At 70.7% G+C, this 16,211-nt stretch carries 19 protein-coding genes; 5 read left to right on the top strand and 14 right to left on the bottom strand.

The window, feature by feature from the left end; translation table 11 throughout:
* Positions 1-102 precede the first annotated feature (102 nt).
* The 6 genes from ccsB to AB0F70_RS27245 form a co-directional block, all read right to left on the bottom strand.
* Positions 103-1,089 (bottom strand): c-type cytochrome biogenesis protein CcsB, encoded by a 987-nt coding sequence (ccsB, locus tag AB0F70_RS27270; RefSeq protein WP_357456421.1) that lies wholly within the window; start codon positions 1,087-1,089, stop codon positions 103-105.
* Between the two features lie 2 nt (positions 1,090-1,091).
* Positions 1,092-2,861 (bottom strand): cytochrome c biogenesis protein ResB, encoded by a 1,770-nt coding sequence (locus tag AB0F70_RS27265; protein WP_357456418.1) that lies wholly within the window; start codon positions 2,859-2,861, stop codon positions 1,092-1,094.
* The gene (locus AB0F70_RS27260; RefSeq protein WP_357456415.1) at positions 2,861-3,682 is read right to left on the bottom strand and encodes a cytochrome c biogenesis protein CcdA; all 822 of its coding nucleotides are present in this window, start codon (positions 3,680-3,682) and stop codon (positions 2,861-2,863) included. The genes AB0F70_RS27265 and AB0F70_RS27260 overlap by 1 nt, the downstream gene beginning before the upstream one ends.
* Positions 3,682-4,278: a TlpA disulfide reductase family protein gene (locus AB0F70_RS27255; RefSeq protein WP_357456425.1), complete on the bottom strand. Its 597-nt coding sequence runs from the start codon at positions 4,276-4,278 to the stop codon at positions 3,682-3,684. The genes AB0F70_RS27260 and AB0F70_RS27255 overlap by 1 nt, the downstream gene beginning before the upstream one ends.
* Positions 4,278-4,922 carry a histidine phosphatase family protein gene (locus AB0F70_RS27250; RefSeq protein WP_357456412.1) on the bottom strand — a complete coding sequence of 215 codons (645 nt, stop codon included), beginning with the start codon at positions 4,920-4,922 and terminating at the stop codon, positions 4,278-4,280. The genes AB0F70_RS27255 and AB0F70_RS27250 overlap by 1 nt, the downstream gene beginning before the upstream one ends.
* 89 nt (positions 4,923-5,011) lie before the next feature.
* Entirely contained in the window at positions 5,012-5,524 is a 513-nt protein-coding gene (locus AB0F70_RS27245; protein WP_357456409.1) for a MarR family transcriptional regulator, read from the bottom strand.
* Between the two features lie 133 nt (positions 5,525-5,657).
* On the opposite strand from AB0F70_RS27245, the gene AB0F70_RS27240 reads away from it, so the two are divergent.
* Positions 5,658-6,209, top strand: a complete 552-nt coding sequence (locus AB0F70_RS27240; protein ID WP_357456406.1) for a YceI family protein — start codon at positions 5,658-5,660, stop codon at positions 6,207-6,209.
* A gap of 25 nt (positions 6,210-6,234) precedes the next feature.
* Here AB0F70_RS27240 and mmuM read toward each other — a convergent pair whose 3' ends face one another.
* From mmuM to AB0F70_RS27215, 5 genes are all read right to left on the bottom strand, one after another.
* Positions 6,235-7,146: a homocysteine S-methyltransferase gene (gene mmuM / locus AB0F70_RS27235; protein ID WP_357456403.1), complete on the bottom strand. Its 912-nt coding sequence runs from the start codon at positions 7,144-7,146 to the stop codon at positions 6,235-6,237.
* 34 nt (positions 7,147-7,180) lie between these two features.
* Entirely contained in the window at positions 7,181-7,324 is a 144-nt protein-coding gene (locus tag AB0F70_RS27230) for a cupin domain-containing protein (protein ID WP_357456400.1), read from the bottom strand.
* 105 nt (positions 7,325-7,429) lie between these two features.
* Complete coding sequence (locus AB0F70_RS27225; RefSeq protein WP_357456396.1) at positions 7,430-8,077, bottom strand: redox-sensing transcriptional repressor Rex; 648 nt, start codon at positions 8,075-8,077, stop codon at positions 7,430-7,432.
* A 60-nt stretch (positions 8,078-8,137) separates the two neighbouring features.
* Positions 8,138-8,386, bottom strand: coding sequence for a glutaredoxin family protein (locus AB0F70_RS27220; RefSeq protein ID WP_357456393.1), 249 nt, complete (start codon positions 8,384-8,386; stop codon positions 8,138-8,140).
* A gap of 9 nt (positions 8,387-8,395) precedes the next feature.
* Positions 8,396-9,070 (bottom strand): Pr6Pr family membrane protein, encoded by a 675-nt coding sequence (locus tag AB0F70_RS27215; protein ID WP_357456390.1) that lies wholly within the window; start codon positions 9,068-9,070, stop codon positions 8,396-8,398.
* 77 nt (positions 9,071-9,147) lie between these two features.
* On the opposite strand from AB0F70_RS27215, the gene AB0F70_RS27210 reads away from it, so the two are divergent.
* Positions 9,148-9,942, top strand: a complete 795-nt coding sequence (locus tag AB0F70_RS27210) for an HAD-IB family hydrolase (RefSeq protein ID WP_357456387.1) — start codon at positions 9,148-9,150, stop codon at positions 9,940-9,942.
* A 173-nt stretch (positions 9,943-10,115) separates the two neighbouring features.
* On the opposite strand, the gene AB0F70_RS27205 is transcribed toward AB0F70_RS27210, so the two are convergent.
* From AB0F70_RS27205 to AB0F70_RS27195, 3 genes are all read right to left on the bottom strand, one after another.
* The gene (locus AB0F70_RS27205) at positions 10,116-10,214 is read right to left on the bottom strand and encodes an AURKAIP1/COX24 domain-containing protein (protein ID WP_003792170.1); all 99 of its coding nucleotides are present in this window, start codon (positions 10,212-10,214) and stop codon (positions 10,116-10,118) included.
* A gap of 208 nt (positions 10,215-10,422) precedes the next feature.
* On the bottom strand, positions 10,423-11,091 hold the full coding sequence (locus tag AB0F70_RS27200) for a TrkA family potassium uptake protein (protein WP_357456384.1): 669 nt from the start codon (positions 11,089-11,091) through the stop codon (positions 10,423-10,425).
* 72 nt (positions 11,092-11,163) lie between these two features.
* Positions 11,164-12,585, bottom strand: coding sequence for a potassium transporter TrkG (locus AB0F70_RS27195; protein WP_357456381.1), 1,422 nt, complete (start codon positions 12,583-12,585; stop codon positions 11,164-11,166).
* Positions 12,586-12,969: 384 nt separating this feature from the next.
* Here AB0F70_RS27195 and AB0F70_RS27190 point away from each other — a divergent pair, with 384 nt between their 5' ends.
* The 3 genes from AB0F70_RS27190 to AB0F70_RS27180 all read left to right on the top strand — a co-directional run bounded on the left by AB0F70_RS27190 (position 12,970) and on the right by AB0F70_RS27180 (position 16,125).
* Positions 12,970-13,344, top strand: a complete 375-nt coding sequence (locus tag AB0F70_RS27190; RefSeq protein WP_357456378.1) for a hypothetical protein — start codon at positions 12,970-12,972, stop codon at positions 13,342-13,344.
* 148 nt (positions 13,345-13,492) lie between these two features.
* Positions 13,493-14,665 (top strand): acetoin utilization protein AcuC, encoded by a 1,173-nt coding sequence (locus tag AB0F70_RS27185; protein WP_357456375.1) that lies wholly within the window; start codon positions 13,493-13,495, stop codon positions 14,663-14,665.
* A 149-nt stretch (positions 14,666-14,814) separates the two neighbouring features.
* Positions 14,815-16,125, top strand: a complete 1,311-nt coding sequence (locus AB0F70_RS27180; RefSeq protein WP_357456372.1) for a phytase — start codon at positions 14,815-14,817, stop codon at positions 16,123-16,125.
* Positions 16,126-16,211 lie beyond the last annotated feature (86 nt).

Below are 16,211 nucleotides of genomic sequence, written 5' to 3'. Positions count from 1 at the left end.
CCACCGCACAACGTGCCGCGCCGCCCCCGCGATTGGGCCCACAACTCACGTGAGTTGTGGGCCCAATCGCTTGGTCGGCGCGGAACTTTCAGCCGACTCGGGTCACTCCACGCCAGAGTAGGAGTGAAGTCCGTTGAAGATCAGGTTCACACCGGTGAAGTTGAACAGCACGCACGCGTAGCCCGCCACGACGAACCAGGCCGCGCGGGTCCCGGACCAGCCGCGCGTCGTGCGCGCGTGCAGGTAGGCCGCGTAGACCACCCACACGATGAAGCTCCAGACCTCCTTGGGGTCCCAGCCCCAGTACCGGCCCCAGGCGTCCTCGGCCCAGATGGCGCCGCCGATGAGCGTGAACGTCCAGAGCACGAACGCCACCGAGTTGAGCCGGAACGAGAGCGACTCCAGGGCCGACGGCGACGGCGTGTGGTCGAGCCAGCCCCAGTGCCGGCTGCCGAGCAGCACCGAGCCGTTGTCCCGGCCGTCGCGCAGGAGCTGCAGCGCCGACGTCACGAACGCGACGGTGAAGATGCCCGTGGCGCAGATGGCGACGCCGACGTGGATCACGAGCCAGTACTTCTGCAGCGCGGGCTGCACGCCCATCGCCGCGACGAAGAACTGCTGCTGCGCCAGCACGAGGAACAGCACGCCGAGCCCGGTCACGAAGGCACCGAGGAACCGCACGTCGCGCCGGACGTTGACGCCGGCGAACACCGCGACGGCGACGAACGTACCGACCAGCGTGAACTCGTACATGTTGGCCCAGGGTGTGCGGCCCGCGGCGATCCCACGCAGGACGATCGCGGCGAGCAGCATCGCCGCCGCGAGCCAGGTCACCGACATGCCGACCTGGGCGAGCCTGCGGTTCACCGGCCCGGGAGCCTCGTTGGTGTCCGGGCCGTACGGCGAGACCACCTCGGAACCGGCGTCGGCGACCGCGACGGCCACCTTCTCCCGGCTCCTGGCCGCGTCCCGCGCGTCGACCTTGGCGCCCGACAGGCGCGACAGGTCCACGGCGAACGCGACGAGCGCGACGGCGAGGGCCGTCGCCGCGCCCCAGACGAGCAGCACACTGAGGTTTGCCAGCTCCATGTTCAGTCCTTTTCCGATCCGGTCTCGACACGCGGTTCCTGAGCCTGTCGAGGTGCGTCCAGCGAGGTCTCGGCAGGTGATGCCTCGGCGGGCTCGGCCACCCCTGGCACCGCGGCCAGCGCGCGGTCGACCTCGGCCTGCAGGCCTGCGTCGTCCCCGCGGGCGAGCCCCGCGACCTCGACCACGGTAGCCCCATCCTGGGCGACGTACGCCCGCGCCCAGACCCGCCGTCGGGGCGTGAAGAGCGACACTGTGAGCCCGCCGAGCGCGAGCAGGGCGAACACGAGGACGAACCCGAGCGACGGGTCGTGCCGAAGGTCGAGCGCCACGTAGCGGGGCAGCTCGTCGCCGAGGGTCAGGGTGCCGAGCCCGTCCGGCAGGTCGACGGTCTCGCCGGGCCGGGCCAGCACCTTGACGCGCTCGCCGTTCTCGTCCACGGCGGGCGTGAGCGACGCCGTGTCGAGCTCGTACACGTTCTGCGGGGAGCCGTCGTCGAGCCCCAGGTCGCCCGTGTACACCTCCAGCACGAGCAGCGGGTCGACGGGCTGCGGGAACGCCGAGCGGGCGGACCCGTCCGGCTCGACCTCGGCGGTCGGCAGGAAGTAGCCCACGAGCCCGATCTGGTCGAGCCCGGGGGCGACGTCCGGCACCTTCACCACGCCGCGGGACGTGTACATCGTGTCCTGCGGGATGAACGTCACGCGTCCCGCGAAGGCGACCTCGCCCTCGGCATCGTGCACGGTGATGTCGGGCGCGAACCCGTTGCCCTGCAGGTAGATCTTGGCCCCGTCGACGACCAGCGGGTGGTTGACCTTGACGGTCTCCGGCCGCTGCTCGCCCGAGGGCTCGGTCACCGTCACGTGCGCCGTGAAGTCGCGCGCCTGTGCGAACGCCACGGTGTCGCTCGCGAACTCCGACACGAACCGGTCGAGCGTCATGGAGAACGGCACCAGCGACTCCGGGCGGAACCAGGCGCCCTTCTCGAAGGTGTCGTAGTCGACGACGGCGTTCGCGAACCCGCGGCCCTCGGTGACTATGGCCTGGCCGCGGTAGTGCAGCAGCTGGCCCGTCGCCACCGACACGAGCAACCCGACCAGGGCCAGGTGGAAGATCAGGTTCCCGGTCTCGCGCAGGTAGCCGCGCTCTGCGCTCACGGTGGCCGACGCCGGTCGCGCAGCGCCGCGAGCAGGCTCCTCACCACGGTCCACCCGGAACATCGGCAGCCAGGAGACCTTGCCGCGCAGGCGGGCGGCGACGGCGTCGGCGGCTTCCTCCGGGGAGGCGGTGGTGGTCCCGGAGGCCTTGGCCGGGAACCGGCTGAACCGGGACGGCACGCGCGGCGGGCGGCCGCGCAGGGCGCGGTAGTGCGCCATCGACCGCGGCAGGATGCAGCCGACCAGCGACACGAACAGCAGGATGTAGATCGCGGAGAACCAGACCGACGAGTAGACGTCGAAGAAGCCGGCCTTGTCGAGCCACTCCCCCGCCGTCGGATGGTCGGCGAGGTACTCGATGACGCCCGCCGCGTTCTGGTTGCGCTGCGGGAGCACCGACCCGGGCACCGCGGCGACGGCGAGCAGCATGAGCAGCATGAGCGCCACGCGCATCGAGGTGAGCTGGCGCCACATCCAGCGCAGCGTGCCCACCAGACCCAGCGCCGGTGCGTTCGGCCGGCTCGGCTTCTGCTCGCCGGACGCCGGCTCACCCTGCGTGAACTCGTCCGCGATCCCCTCAGGGACGTAGGTGCCGTCCCCACCCGTACGCGTGGCCATCAGATCACCGTCTCGAATCCGCCGATCCAGAGCTGCATGGCACCGGTGAGGCGCGTCCACAGCCCCGTGACCAGCAGCAGCCCGACCAGCACCAGCATCCCGCCGCCGAGCCGCAGCGCCGCGAGGCGGTGCCGGCGCAGGAAGTCCATCATCCGCTCGGAGCTCTGCAGCCCGAGGGCCACCAGCAGGAACGGCACGCCCAGGCCTATGCAGTAGGCGACGCCGAGCAGTGCGCCGCGGCCGGCGGACGCCTCGTCGATCGCGAGGGCCTGCACGGCGCCGAGGGTGGGGCCGATGCAGGGCGTCCAGCCCAGGCCGAACACGATGCCGAGCAGCGGCGCGCCCCAGAGGCCGGCGCGCGGTGTCACGTGGAACCGCGCCTCGCGCTGCAGGAACGGGACCGCGCCGAGGAAGCCGAGGCCGAGCAGGACGACCACCGCGCCGAGCACGCGGGTGATGACGTCCTCCCAGCGCACGAGGTAGCTACCGAGGCCGCCGAACGCCGCGCCGAACGAGACGAACACGACCGTGAAGCCGAGCACGAACAGCGCCACGCCGCCGACGACGCGGGAGCGGGCGGGCTTGACGCGGGTGGCCACGGCCCCGCCGGTTCCGCCGGCCTCGGCGGTCGCGTTCATCGAGGCGGCGGCCATGCCGCTCACGTAACCGATGTACCCGGGCACGAGCGGCAGCACGCACGGCGAGGCGAACGACACGAGCCCAGCCAGCATCGCCACGGGCACCGCCAGCAGCAGCGACCCGCTGAACGCGGTGACCGCGAGCCCGTCGCCGACGGCGGACGCGACAGTGCCGGAAAGCATCAGGCGGCCTCCGCCAGGACGTCGTCGATCAGCGCCTCGAGCGTCGAGCCCTCGGCCTGGCCGATGACCCGCGCTGCCACGTTGCCCTCCTGGTCCAGGATCACCGTGGTCGGTACGGCCTGCAGCGGCACGATGTTGGTCAGCCCCGCGATCACCACGCCGCTGCGGTCCTCGACGCTCGGGTAGGGCACCTCGAAGGTGCGCTGGAACGCCTGGGCGGCGCCGGCGTCGTCCTCGGTGTTGATGCCGAGGAACTGCACGCCGTCCTTCGAACCCGCCAGGTCGACGAGGTCGGGCGCCTCGGCGCGGCACGGGGCGCAGGAGGCGTACCAGGTGTTCACGACCACAACGGAGCCCGCCCAGTCGGCGGTGTCGACGTCCTTGCCCTCGAAGTCGGTGCCCTCGATCGCGACGGGCCCCTTGCGGTCCCCGACGTCGTACGTCTGCACGGACCCGTCGCCGGACACATACCCCTGCCCGACGACGTCGTTCGCGCCGGACTCCTCCGGCGCGCACCCGGCGAGGGCGGCCACCAGGCCGATGACTATGCCGACCGCCACTATCCACTGCACGACCCTGAAGGTCTTTCCGCGCATCATGCTCCGGCGACCTTGCTCGCGCCGTCGTAGAGCTCCGCGGCGGGCTCCGTGTAGTGCAGGCCGACGAACCGGTCGTCCTCGAAGTGCAGGGACGTCAGCGAGGCCAGGTTGCACTGGCGGTGGCGCGGGTCGTGCCAGAGCTGGCGGCCCTCGAACGACCGGCGCGTGAGCCACACCGGGAGCTGGTGGCTGACCAGCACGATCTCGTGGCCCTCCGCTGCCAGGCGCGCGTCCTCGACGGCGCCGCGCATGCGCTCGACCTGCTGCGTGTAGGGCTCACCCCAGGACGGGCGGAACGGGTTCCACATGTACGGCCAGTTGCGCGGGCTCTTGAGCGCGCCCCCGCCGTCGCCGACGGGCAGACCCTGGAACCGGTTGCCTGCCTCGATGATGCGGTCGTCCGTCGCGAGCTCCAGCCCGAAGCCCTGTGCGACAGGGGCGGCGGTCTCCTGCGCGCGTTGCAGCGGGGAGGCCACCACCCGGATCACGTCGTGACCGGTGCTGGTGAGGTGGTCGGCGACGATCTTCGCCATCGCCTGACCACGGTCGGAGAGGCGGTAGCCGGGCAGCCGCCCGTACAGGACACCGTCGGGGTTGTACACCTCGCCGTGACGCAGCAGGTGAACCGTCGTGGAAACCATGGCGCCCAGTCTCGCACCCGACCCTGGGTGCCGGTGACCTCGGGAGTGTGGATTACGTCATCCCGCGCCCGACCTGGTGACCGGCCGGGTCAGTCGCAGTGCGCCGTCAGGCCCTCCTCGGTACCGCCCGAGAGCTTCGAGGACTCGGCCACCTTGGCCATGATCCGGCCCAGCGTCGCGAACTCCTCGGGCTCCAGCGCGTCGACCATGATGCGGCGTACCGCGGCGACGTGGCCGGGCGCCGCCACCTCGAGGGCCGCGCGGCCGGCGTCCGTCATCGTGCAGTTGACACCGCGCCGGTCGCCCTCGGCGGCGCGGCGCTCGACCAGCCCGCGCGACTCCATGCGCGCGACCGTGTGCGTGAGCCGGCTGCGCGACAGCACGAGGCCGTCGGCGAGCGTCGACATCCGCATGGTGAGCTCCGGCGCCTCCGAGAGCTGCACCAGCAGGCTGTACTCGCCGAGGGAGAGGTCGAGGGTGCGGTCGTGGACCGCACCGAGCGCCTCGACGAAGCGTGCGGTGCCTTCGAGGTAGTGCCGCCACGAGCCTTGCTGCTCCTCGGTCAGCCACAGGTCCTGCTGCTCGACCGTCTGCACCGTCATTCCGCCACCGCCTTCGTGCTGACCCGGACACCCTGGGAATACGTTACGGGACCCGCTATGTTGGACCTCATCGTGGGTAGTTGATCTCTAAACTATCCCCCCAAATCGCCGCATCAACAAGGAGTTCTCACTCATGGCCACCCCGCTCCCCGCTGGACTCACCACCGGCACGTACGACATCGACGCGTCCCACACCTCTGCGGCCTTCTCGGTTCGCCACGCGGGCATCGCGAAGGTGCGCGGCACCATCGCCGTCTCCTCGGGCGCCATCACGGTCGGCGAGGACCTCGAGTCGTCGAGCGTCACCGCCGAGCTGGACGCACAGTCGGTCAACACGGGCGACGCCGGTCGCGACGGCCACCTGAAGAGCGCCGACTTCTGGCACGCCGACGAGAACCCCGCCTGGACCTTCTCGTCCACCGCCATCCGCCCCGAGGGCGACGCCTACATCATCTCGGGCGACCTGACCATCAACGGTGTCACCAAGGGCGTCGAGCTGGAGACCGAGTTCACCGGCACCGCCAAGGACCCGTTCGGCAACAACCGCGCCGGCTTCGAGGCCGCCCTCGAGATCAACCGCAAGGAGTTCGGCCTGACCTGGAACGCCTCGCTGGAGACCGGCGGCTTCCTGGTGGGCGACAAGGTGAAGATCACCCTGGACGTCAGCGCGATCGCCAAGGGCTGATTTCGCTCAGCCACCTCGCTCAGACCTAGCCCGTGCCGGCGACGGCACGGGCTATGTCTTTGATGTCAGCGGGGCGCACACGGCAGCATCCGCCCACTATCCGCGCACCGTCAACGACCCACTGTCGCGCCTGCTGCCCCGGCCGTGCGGAGTGCTCCGGCGAACCCGCCCAGGCCCGTCGCCCGGCATCCCAGCTCTCGCCGCTGTTCGGGTAGACGATCACCGGCTTCCCGGTCACGGCACCTGCCGTGACGACCGCCGCCGACACGTCGGACGGCGCACAGCAGTTGACCCCCACCGCCACGACCTCCGGGACGTCCCGGGCGATGGCGAACGCCTCGGCCAGCGGCTGCCCGGCACGCGTGCGGTTGCCGTCGATGCTGTACGTCAGCCACACGGGGATGCCGATCCCGGAGATCACCGTCATCAGCGCTTCCGCCTCGTCCAGGTCCGGGATCGTCTCGAGCGCCAGCACGTCCGGTCCGGCGTCGGCCAGCACTTCCAGACGACGTCGGTGCCACGCCGCCAGCTCGGCGACGCTCAGCCCGTACCGGCCCCGGTACTCCGATCCGTCGGCGAGCGCCGCGCCGTAGGGCCCCACCGACGCCGCCACCCAGCGCTCGCGTCCGTCGTCGGCCACTTCGTCGCGGGCGGCGCGGGCCAGCTCGACGCTGCGCCGCAGCAGCCGCTCGGCGTCGTCCCCACTGATCCCGCGCGCCTCGAACCCGTCGAACGACGCCTGGTAGCTCGCCGTCGTCGCGATCACGGCTCCGGCCCGGAAGAACGCCAGGTGCGCGGCCTTGATCTCGTCGGGGGCGTCGGCCAGCAGCCGCGCCGACCACAGCTCGTCCGACAGGTCGTTCCCGCGTGCTTCCAGCTCGGTCGCCAGGCCGCCGTCGGTGACCAGGATCGTGTCGTTCTGTTCGAGGAATCTCACGAGGCGACCCTAATCTCCGAGCACGCGGCACCTCTCAGGGGTGCACTATCAACCACGTCGCGACGGCCGGCCGCACGCCCGCGTTCCGGATCCGGTGCGGCACGGCACGGCACGGATAGCTGATGGAGTCACCGGCCGCCAGCACCACCTCGTCGTCAGCCAGGTCGGCACTTTGCATCGAGATCGGTCCAGCGCTGGACCGATCTCGATACCAACTGCCGACTTCGACGCAGGCGCCCAGCAAAGTGCCGACTTCGGCCCCGTGCCGGTCACCAGCGCAGAGTCAGAGTGCCGCAGCGCGCGTCGCCGCGTGGAACGCCAGGATCTGCAGCTCGCCGCCGACGTCGACCGAGCGCACGACCACGTCGTCGGGCACCTGGAGCGCGACCGGCGCGAAGCTGAGGATCTCGCGGACGCCCGTGGCCACGACGGCGTCGGCCACGTCCTGGGCCACGTGACCCGGCAGCGCGAGCACGACCATGCTGACCCGCTCGCGCTGGATGATCTGCGCGACGTCGCGGACGTGCTCCACGGTCACGCCGGCCACGCGGGTGCCCACGACGTCGGGCGACGCGTCGAGCAGCGCCACCACCTGGAAGCCACGCGTCGTGTAGCCGGAGTAGTTCGCGAGGGCGTGCCCGAGGTTACCGATGCCGACTATCGCCAGCCGGTGCTCCGTCTCGAGCCCCAGGGCGACAGTGATGTAGGAGGCGAGCGACTCGACGTCGTACCCGACGCCGCGCGTGCCGAACGAACCCAGGTAGGACAGGTCCTTGCGCAGCTGCGCCGAGCTCACGCCCGAACGCTCGGCGAGCTCCGTCGACGAGGTGAGGGACACCCCCTCGGCCGCGAGGTCCCGCAGGGCGCGCAGGTAGTACGGCAGCCTCCCTACGGTTGCTGCCGGAACTGTCCCGTCACTGAGTTCGACCACGTGCTGCTCCCCTCCCCGCGACCACTGTGTCGCGGGCGTACGCACACACTGCCGGGACGATCATGCCAGGAGGCGGGCCAGGCGCGCACCGTCCACGCGCCAGAAACCTTGCTGGACCCCGTCCACCTCGACCACGGGGACATAGTCCCCGTACTTCTCCCGCAGTGCGGGCGCGCTGTCGATGTCGACCTCGCGCCATCGGGCTCCTGCGCCCTCGCACACCCGCACCACCACGGCGCGTGCGTCTTCGCACAGATGGCACGCCTCGCGTGTGTACAGGACTACCCGGGCATCGGCAGGACTTGTCACGACCCGAGGTTACGTCACGCGCGGGGCCGAACGGTCCGTGGCCGGCAGCCGTGTGTCCGCCCACCGCACGCCCCAGGCCAGGACCAGGAAGACGACGGCGACGAGGGTGGCGTTGGTCAGCGCGGCGCCGTAGCCGAGCACGGTGACGTCGAGGAAGGGGTACGGGTACCAGTCCGTGGCGGCTCCCCTGATGAAGGTGTAGACGAGCCACGCGATCGGGTAGACGACCGACCACCACACCGTCCGCACGCTCACGCGGGGCCTGGGTCCTACCCACAGCCAGACGATGACGGCGAGGAGCGGCGCGAGCACGTGCAGCATCACGTTCGCCACGGCGCCCGACGGCGTCAGCGTCACCAGGCCGCGCAGCACCGTGTTGTAGACGATCCCGGTGACCGCGATGCACAGCAGCCCGTCGAGCCGCAGGACCCGGAAGAACGGCCCGTCGCGCCGCGGGTCCAGCGCCAGCGCCAGCGAGACGCCGCCGATCAGCAGGTTCGACTCGATGGTGAAGTAGCTGAAGAGCCGGACGATGCGCTCGGCGTGCGTTGGCGCGATACCCGGGCCGCTGACGATCGCGGTGACGAGCTCGATCGTGAAGCCGCCGAGGGCGAGCGCGGCCACCAGCAGGTGGAGGACGCGCGCGAGGGTGGCCCGGTCCGGCCCGCTGATCTCTTGGCTCACGCCCCGGTTCTATCACCGGCCGTCGCCGCCTGCCCGGTGTGACCTGCACTACGTGGCGCGCGGATAGAGTGGCCTCCATGCCGTCGACGCACCCCTCGTCCGCCACCGCGGCGTTCTTCGACGTCGACAACACGATCATCCGCGGTGCGAGCGCTTTTCACCTGGCCAAGTCCGCGTACCAGCGCAAGTTCTTCGGCACGCGGGACATCCTCAGGTTCGCCATGATCCAGGCGCGCTATCTGGTGTGGGGTGAGAACAAGGAAGAGATCGACAAGGTACGCAACCGCGCCCTGTCGCTGATCGCGGGCCGCAGCGTCGCGGAGATCGCCACCCTCGGCGAAGAGGTGTGGGACGCCGTCCTGTCGCTGCGGATCTATCCGGGCACGCGCCGCCTGCTCGACGAGCACATCGCGGCGGGCCACCAGGTCTGGCTCATCACGGCCACGCCCGTGGAGATCGCACAGCTCATCGCGCGCCGGCTCGGCGCGACGGGTGCGCTCGGCACCATCGCGGAGCACAAGGACGGGTTCTACACGGGCCGGCTCAACGGCGACCTGATGCACGGCCAGGCCAAGGCCGCGGCCATCGTCGAGCTCGCGAACATCAACGAGATCGACCTCGACGAGAGCTACGCGTACGGGGACTCGCTGAACGACCTGCCGATGATGGGCGCCGTGGGCCACCCCTGCCCGATCAACCCCGACCTGCGGCTGCGCCGGCACGCGCAGGAGGTGGGCTGGCCCATCCGGGAGTTCCGCGGTCGGTCGCAGCGCGCGGCGGGGCGCAGCGTACGGACCGCGTCATGGGCCGGCGCCGCGTGGGTGCTGGGCCTGGTGCTGCGGGCAGCGCGCCGCCGCCTCCGCGGGCAGTAGCGGCGCACGGCCGCCGCCCTCTCCTTCGAGGTCAACGTCACTCCGCTCTGAATCGTTTCAGAGCGGAGCAGGTTAGACCTCGAAGGAGAGGGACCGAACCACACGCGGACACGAAGAAGGCCCGGCCCACTAAGGGGCCGGGCCTGCTCGTCACGCGCCCGAGGGCGCGAGCGTCACTTCTTGTTGCGGCGCTGGTGGCGCGTCTTACGAAGCAGCTTGCGGTGCTTCTTCTTCGCCATACGCTTGCGGCGCTTCTTGATGACGGAGCCCATAGGTCCTCGCAATGTTCGATCGGTCGGCGGCAGCCCGACGACGGGCCGCTCAGCGAAATGGTCCACGGTTGGTCCGGGACAGTGACGCCAGAGAGTGACGATGGCCGACCAACACGAAAGGGAGTCCGCTCCCTAGGCTACCTGGTCTGACGCGAGGCCCGTAATCGGGGGCGGTGTGAGGTGCGCCGAACCCGTCCAGGGGCCGAAATCACGGCCGCGCGGCGAACCGTTCGAGGAGGTCCGCGTGGCCGGAGCAGACCAGCAGGTCGTTGGCAGAGATCCGCGTCTCCGGCGTCGCGTAGACGAAGTCGACACCCGGCGACTTCACACCGATCACCGTGATGCCGTACCGCTTGCGGATGTTGGACTGCGCGAGCGTGAAGCCCTGCGCCTCCTTGGGCGGGCGCATCTTCACGATGGTGAAGCCGTCCTCGACCTCGATGTAGTCGAGCAGCTTGCCGCTCACGAGGTGGGCAACGCGCGAACCGGCGTCGGCCTCCGGGAAGACGACGTGGTGGGCGCCGATCCGGGTCAGGATGCGGCCGTGCTCCGCCGAGATCGCCTTGGCCCAGATCTGGGGCGTGCCGAGGTCCACCAGGTTGCCCGTGATCAGCACGGACGCCTCGAGCGACGAGCCGACGCCGACCACTGCCACACCGAAGTCCTTGGCGCCGAGCTGTTCCAGCGCCTCCGGGTTGGACGCGTCGGCCTCCACCAGCGGCAGCCGCCCGGACCACTGGGCCACCAGGATCGGGTCCTGCTCGACGGCGAGCACGTCCTGGCCGAGCCGGTCCAGGGTCGCGCCGATCGACGACCCGAACCGCCCCAGTCCGATCACGAGTACACCCGCATCCCGCTCGGGCTTCTTCTCCGGCACGGTATTCCTCTCTAGCCACTTGTCAGACGTACAGGTCACCCTAGTGACCTGTACGTCTGACACTCTCGTCAGCTACCCGATGATGGGTCGTTCCTCGGGGAAGCGTACGATGCGTCGCCGGTCGCGTAGCGCAAGCACCGCGACCACCGTGACCGCGCCGGTGCGCCCCACGAACATGAGCAGAGCCAGCACGTATTTTCCGGCGTCGGGCAGGTCGAACGTGATGCCTGTGGACAGGCCGACGGTCGCGAACGCCGAGAGCACCTCGAACAGCACCTGCGACAGCGGCAGGTCCGTGACCTCCAGCAGCGCGATGCACGAGACGAGGACGATGCTCGCCCCCGTGAACACCACCGCGATGGACAGCCGCAGGACGTCCCGCGGGATGCGGCGGCCGAACGCCTCGATGTCGCGGTCGCCGCGCGCCTCGGCGACGATCGCCAGCAGCATGACGGCGAGCGTGGTCACCTTGATACCGCCGGCGGTCGACGCCGACCCACCGCCCACGAACATCAGTGCGTCCTGGATGAGCCAGCTCGACTCCGTCATGGCGCCGACGTCGACCGTGCTGAACCCGCCCGAGCGCGGCATGATGCCGGCGAAGAGGGCGGCCAGCAGCTTCTGCCCGAGGGTCAGGGGCCCGAACGTGGCCGGGTTGGTCCACTCCAGCACGAGCAGCAGCAGCGCGCCCACGACGAGCAGCGCGCCGCTCGTCACGAGCGTGAGCTTGCTGTGCAGGGAGAGCCGCTTGGTCCAGTTGTGCCAGCGCTGGCCCGGCCGGGGCAGCGCGCGCTGGATGTTGAGGATCACCGGGAAGCCGAGCGCACCGATGAACACGCCGAGAGCGATCGGCAGCAGGAGCGCCCAGTCGCCGACGTGCGGCATCAGGCCCTCGGTGGTGGGCACGAAGCCCGCGTTGTTGAACGCGGAGATCCCGTAGAAGAGCGCGTGCCAGGCGGCGGTGCCGACGTTCTCCTCGATGACGACCAGCCGGGGGAAGATCAGCAGGGCGATCGACAGCTCGAGCGTGGTGGCGGTGATGATGATGACCCGGATCAGCGAGCCGACGTCGCCCAGCCGGCTCGTCTTGGTCTCCGACGCCGTGAGCAGCTTCTGGGTCAGCCCGATCTTGCGCGACACGATCATGCCGAGCAGGGAGGCGACGGTCATGATGCCGAAGCCGCCCACCTTGATGCCCGCGAGGATGACGATCTGCCCGTACAGGGACCAGTAGGTGGCGGTGTCCTGGACCACGAGCCCTGTCACGCACACGGCGGAGACCGCCGTGAACAGGGCGTCGACCAGGCGAGCACCCTCGCCGTCCGCGGTCGCGAACGGCACCATCAGGAGGATCGCGAACAGCACGACCACACACGCGAAGACGGTGACCGCCAGTCGCGCCGGCGCCCGGAAGGCGAGCTCGTCGACGAGCTCCCGCAGCCCGAACAGCCGGTTCCGCAGGCTCCCCGCCATCCGCTCCGCTCCCTCCACCATGTCTTGTCGATCGACGCCCTACTCTGCCACGCCGCGGTAGCCGATCTGAGCAGAAACCCACCGCCGGCCGCGCACGCGATCCGGGATGGTCGTTGCATATAAGCAACGTCGTTTGGGTGAGCATAGTCGCCCTTTCTAAGCGATGATCCATCGGTGAAAATGGAGCACGCCCCGGCAGACGGGTTCGCCTTGCACGCGTGGGTAGACGAGTCGATGCAGATGCCGGGTCGGGGTCGCGACGGGCTCTATCTGCTCGCAGCAGCGGTAGCGAACCCTGGAGCGTGTGGGTCCATGCGTGACGACCTACGCGAGCTTCTCCTCAGAGGAGCACGCCGGCTCCATTGGCGTGACGAGTCCGCACCCCGTCGGGGAAAGATCGCCTCCGTGATCGCGGAGCACGACCTGGTGCACATCGTGGTCGTGGGCTCGCCTGTTGACCCGAGAAAGCAGGAGCGCGCGCGACGCCAGTGTCTGGAACGCCTGGTCTTCGAGCTCGGGAACATGGACGTCTCCCAGGTATGGCTCGAATCACGGACCCAGTCCCTGAACGAACGGGACAGAAGGATGTTCGCCGCGCTGCACGCCAAGCATGCGATGCCCGTCGAGCTTCACATCGACTTCGCGCTGCCTACGGACGAGCCGATGCTCTGGGTGGCAGACGCAGTCGCCGGCGCGGTCGGGCAAGCCCGGCGGGGGGTCGCGCTCGACGTACGCGCTGCCCTGGGCACAGGAATCGATGAGATCGACATCCTGCTCTGAACGCGCGAAAGCCGGGATCCCGTCGTCCGGCGGGGGTTCCCGGCTTCACTTCCTCTCCCCCCGCAGGGGGTGGCACTCACCAGGCTACCTCGTCCGCCATTCCTGAGCCAGAGCACTGGCCGGGCCGCCGGTCCGTTACCGTGGGCGGGTGCACCTCGCCCGGCTGGTCTGGAGTCCGCGACTGCTCGAGTACGACTTCGGACCCGGGCATCCCATGTCGCCCACCCGCCTCGACCTCACGATGCGGCTCATCGAGGCGCTCGGCCTGCTGAACCAGCCCACGCTCGAGCTGGCGGACGCCGAGCCGGCGCCCGACGCGGTGATCGAGACGGTGCACGACGCCGACTACGTGGCCGCCGTCCGGCACGCTGGGACGACGCTGGAGCCGAACGTGGCGCGCGGGCTGGGCACCGACGACGACCCGCTGTTCGCCGGGATGCACGAGGCCGCCGCGCGCCAGCTCGGCGGGTCCGTCGACCTGGCCGACGCGCTCTGGACCGGCGAGATCGCGCACGGCGTGAACATCGCCGGCGGCATGCACCACGCGATGCCTGGTACGGCCTCGGGCTTCTGCGTCTACAACGACGCGGCGGCCGCCATCCGCCGTCTGCTGGACCGGGGCGCGGAGCGGGTTGCCTACCTGGACTTCGACGCCCACCACGGCGACGGGGTGGAGGCGATCTTCTGGGACGACCCTCGCGTGCTGACCGTCTCCGTCCACGAGGACGGCCGCACCCTGTTCCCGGGGACCGGCGCCTCCGCCGACATCGGGCAGGGTTCCGCCGAGGGCAGCGTCGTCAACATCCCGGTCCCCGCGCGCACTGCCGGCCCGGCCTGGCTGCGGGCGATCGACGCCGTCGTGCCCGCCCTGGTCCGGGAGCACCGGCCGCAGGTGATCGTGTCCCAGCACGGCTGCGACGCCCACGGAAGGGACCCGCTCTCCAACCTGAACGTCTCGGTGGACGCGCAGTGGACCGCGCAGCAGTGGACGCACACGCTGGCGCACGAGCACGCGGACGGCCGCTGGCTGGCCCTCGGCGGTGGCGGCTACGCGGTGTCCGACGTCGTCCCGCTCGCCTGGGCGGCTCTCGTCGCCGAGGTCGCGCACGTACCCCTGGAACGCGGTGCCGAGCTGCCCGGGGAGTGGCGCACGGCGGTCGAGGCCATGGGCTTCGAGGCCGCGCGCACGCTGGGCTCCGGCGAGGTGCCGTTCCGCCGCTGGAGCGACGGTTACGACCCGGCCGACGCCGTGGACCGCGCGGTCCAAGCCACCCGCCGCGCGGTGTTCCCCCTCCACGGCCTGGACCCGCTCCTGGACTGACGGCGGTCTCCGCTTCGAGGTCTAAGCCCCTCCGCTCTGAAACGTTTCACGAGGGAGGAACTTAGACCTCGAAGGAGAGAGGCCCAGCGTTCGCGCTGTGTTCAGCCGCGCTCCACCTGGTGTCCGTCGTGGGCGGGCAGCCTCGGGGCATGCGACGTCGCTTCGCCGCCCTGCCGGCTGCCCTGCTGCTCCTGTCCACCATGGTCCCGGCCTCGGCCGCCGCGAGCGGCGGGCACGACCGGCCGTCGTCGGCCACCGCCACCGTCACCACCTCGGTGGAGACCCCGCCGCTGTACGACGACGAGGCCGGCGGCAACGCCTCGGGCGACGACCCCGCGATCTGGGTCCACCCGAAGAACTCGGACCTGTCGCTCGTCGTCACGACGGCCAAGGAGGGCGGCCTGCGCGTCTACTCCGCTGCCGCGGCCGAGCTGCAGTCGGTCGTGGCAACGGCCGCCCCGCGCGCGGACGGCGTACCCGGCCGGTACAACAACGTCGACATCGCCTACGGCCTGGACGTGGCCGGCAGGAAGACCGATGTCGCCGTCGTCTCGGACCGGTACAACGACCAGATCCGCTTCTTCGCCATCGACCCGGCCGGGTCCGACGCCGCCGAGCCGCTCACCGAGGTGACCGCACCCGAGCTGGAGTTCCTGTTCAGCCCGGACCGCGAGACGGTCGCCGAGGACCAGACGGCGTACGGCCTGGCGGTCTACCAGCGCCGCGGCCAGACGTACGCGGTGGTGACGCAGGAGGGCAGCACCAACATCGCCACGGCGCGGATCACCACCGGCCCGGACGGCGTCGGCTACACCGACGTCGAGCACCTGGCGATGCCCGGCGAGTTCCCGCTGCCCGACGGCACCACCTGGGTGCCGTGCGAGGAGCCGGGCGTGGCACCGCAGCTGGAGGGGCTGGCCGTCGACCGCCGCACCGGCACGCTGTACGCCACGCAGGAGGACGTCGGCCTGTGGCGGGTGCCGCTCCCCCTCGGCTCGGGCGAGCCGCGGCTGGTGGACCGCGTGAAGGACTTCGGCGTGCACGACGCCTACGACCCCGAGACCGAGGAGTGCGCCCCGGTGGACCCCGCGGCGCCGTCGTACGGGGGCAAGAACCTGACGGCCGACGCCGAGGGCGTGGACATCTGGTACGGCCCCGGCCGCAAGGGCTACGTGATCGTGTCGAGCCAGGGTGACGACACCTACGGCGTCTACGACCTGCGCGGCCAGAACCCCGCGCTCGGTACCTTCCGGGTGGCGGGCGACGGCGTGGACGACGTCAACGGGTCGGACGGCCTCGCCGTCTCCAACGCGCCCGTGGGCGACTACCGGTCCGGGCTGCTGGTCACGCACGACGAGCCGGAGACGGGCTCCGACGTCGACCCGGACCGCGAGGAGGACGCCACGGGCTTCTCGTACGTCCACTGGGGCGACGTGGCCAAGGCGCTCCGCCTCCGCTGACGTCCGCTGCCCGCGTGATCGGTAGAACGTCAGGAGGTCGGCAACCCGGGTTGCCGACCTCCTGACCTTCTACAGATAGCCCCACC

It is taken from the genome of Promicromonospora sp. NPDC023805, assembly GCF_040639635.1.
In the GTDB taxonomy this organism is placed as follows: domain Bacteria; phylum Actinomycetota; class Actinomycetes; order Actinomycetales; family Cellulomonadaceae; genus Promicromonospora.
Note: the sequence above shows the minus strand (reverse complement) of the source record. Positions and strands in the feature narration are given on the sequence as shown.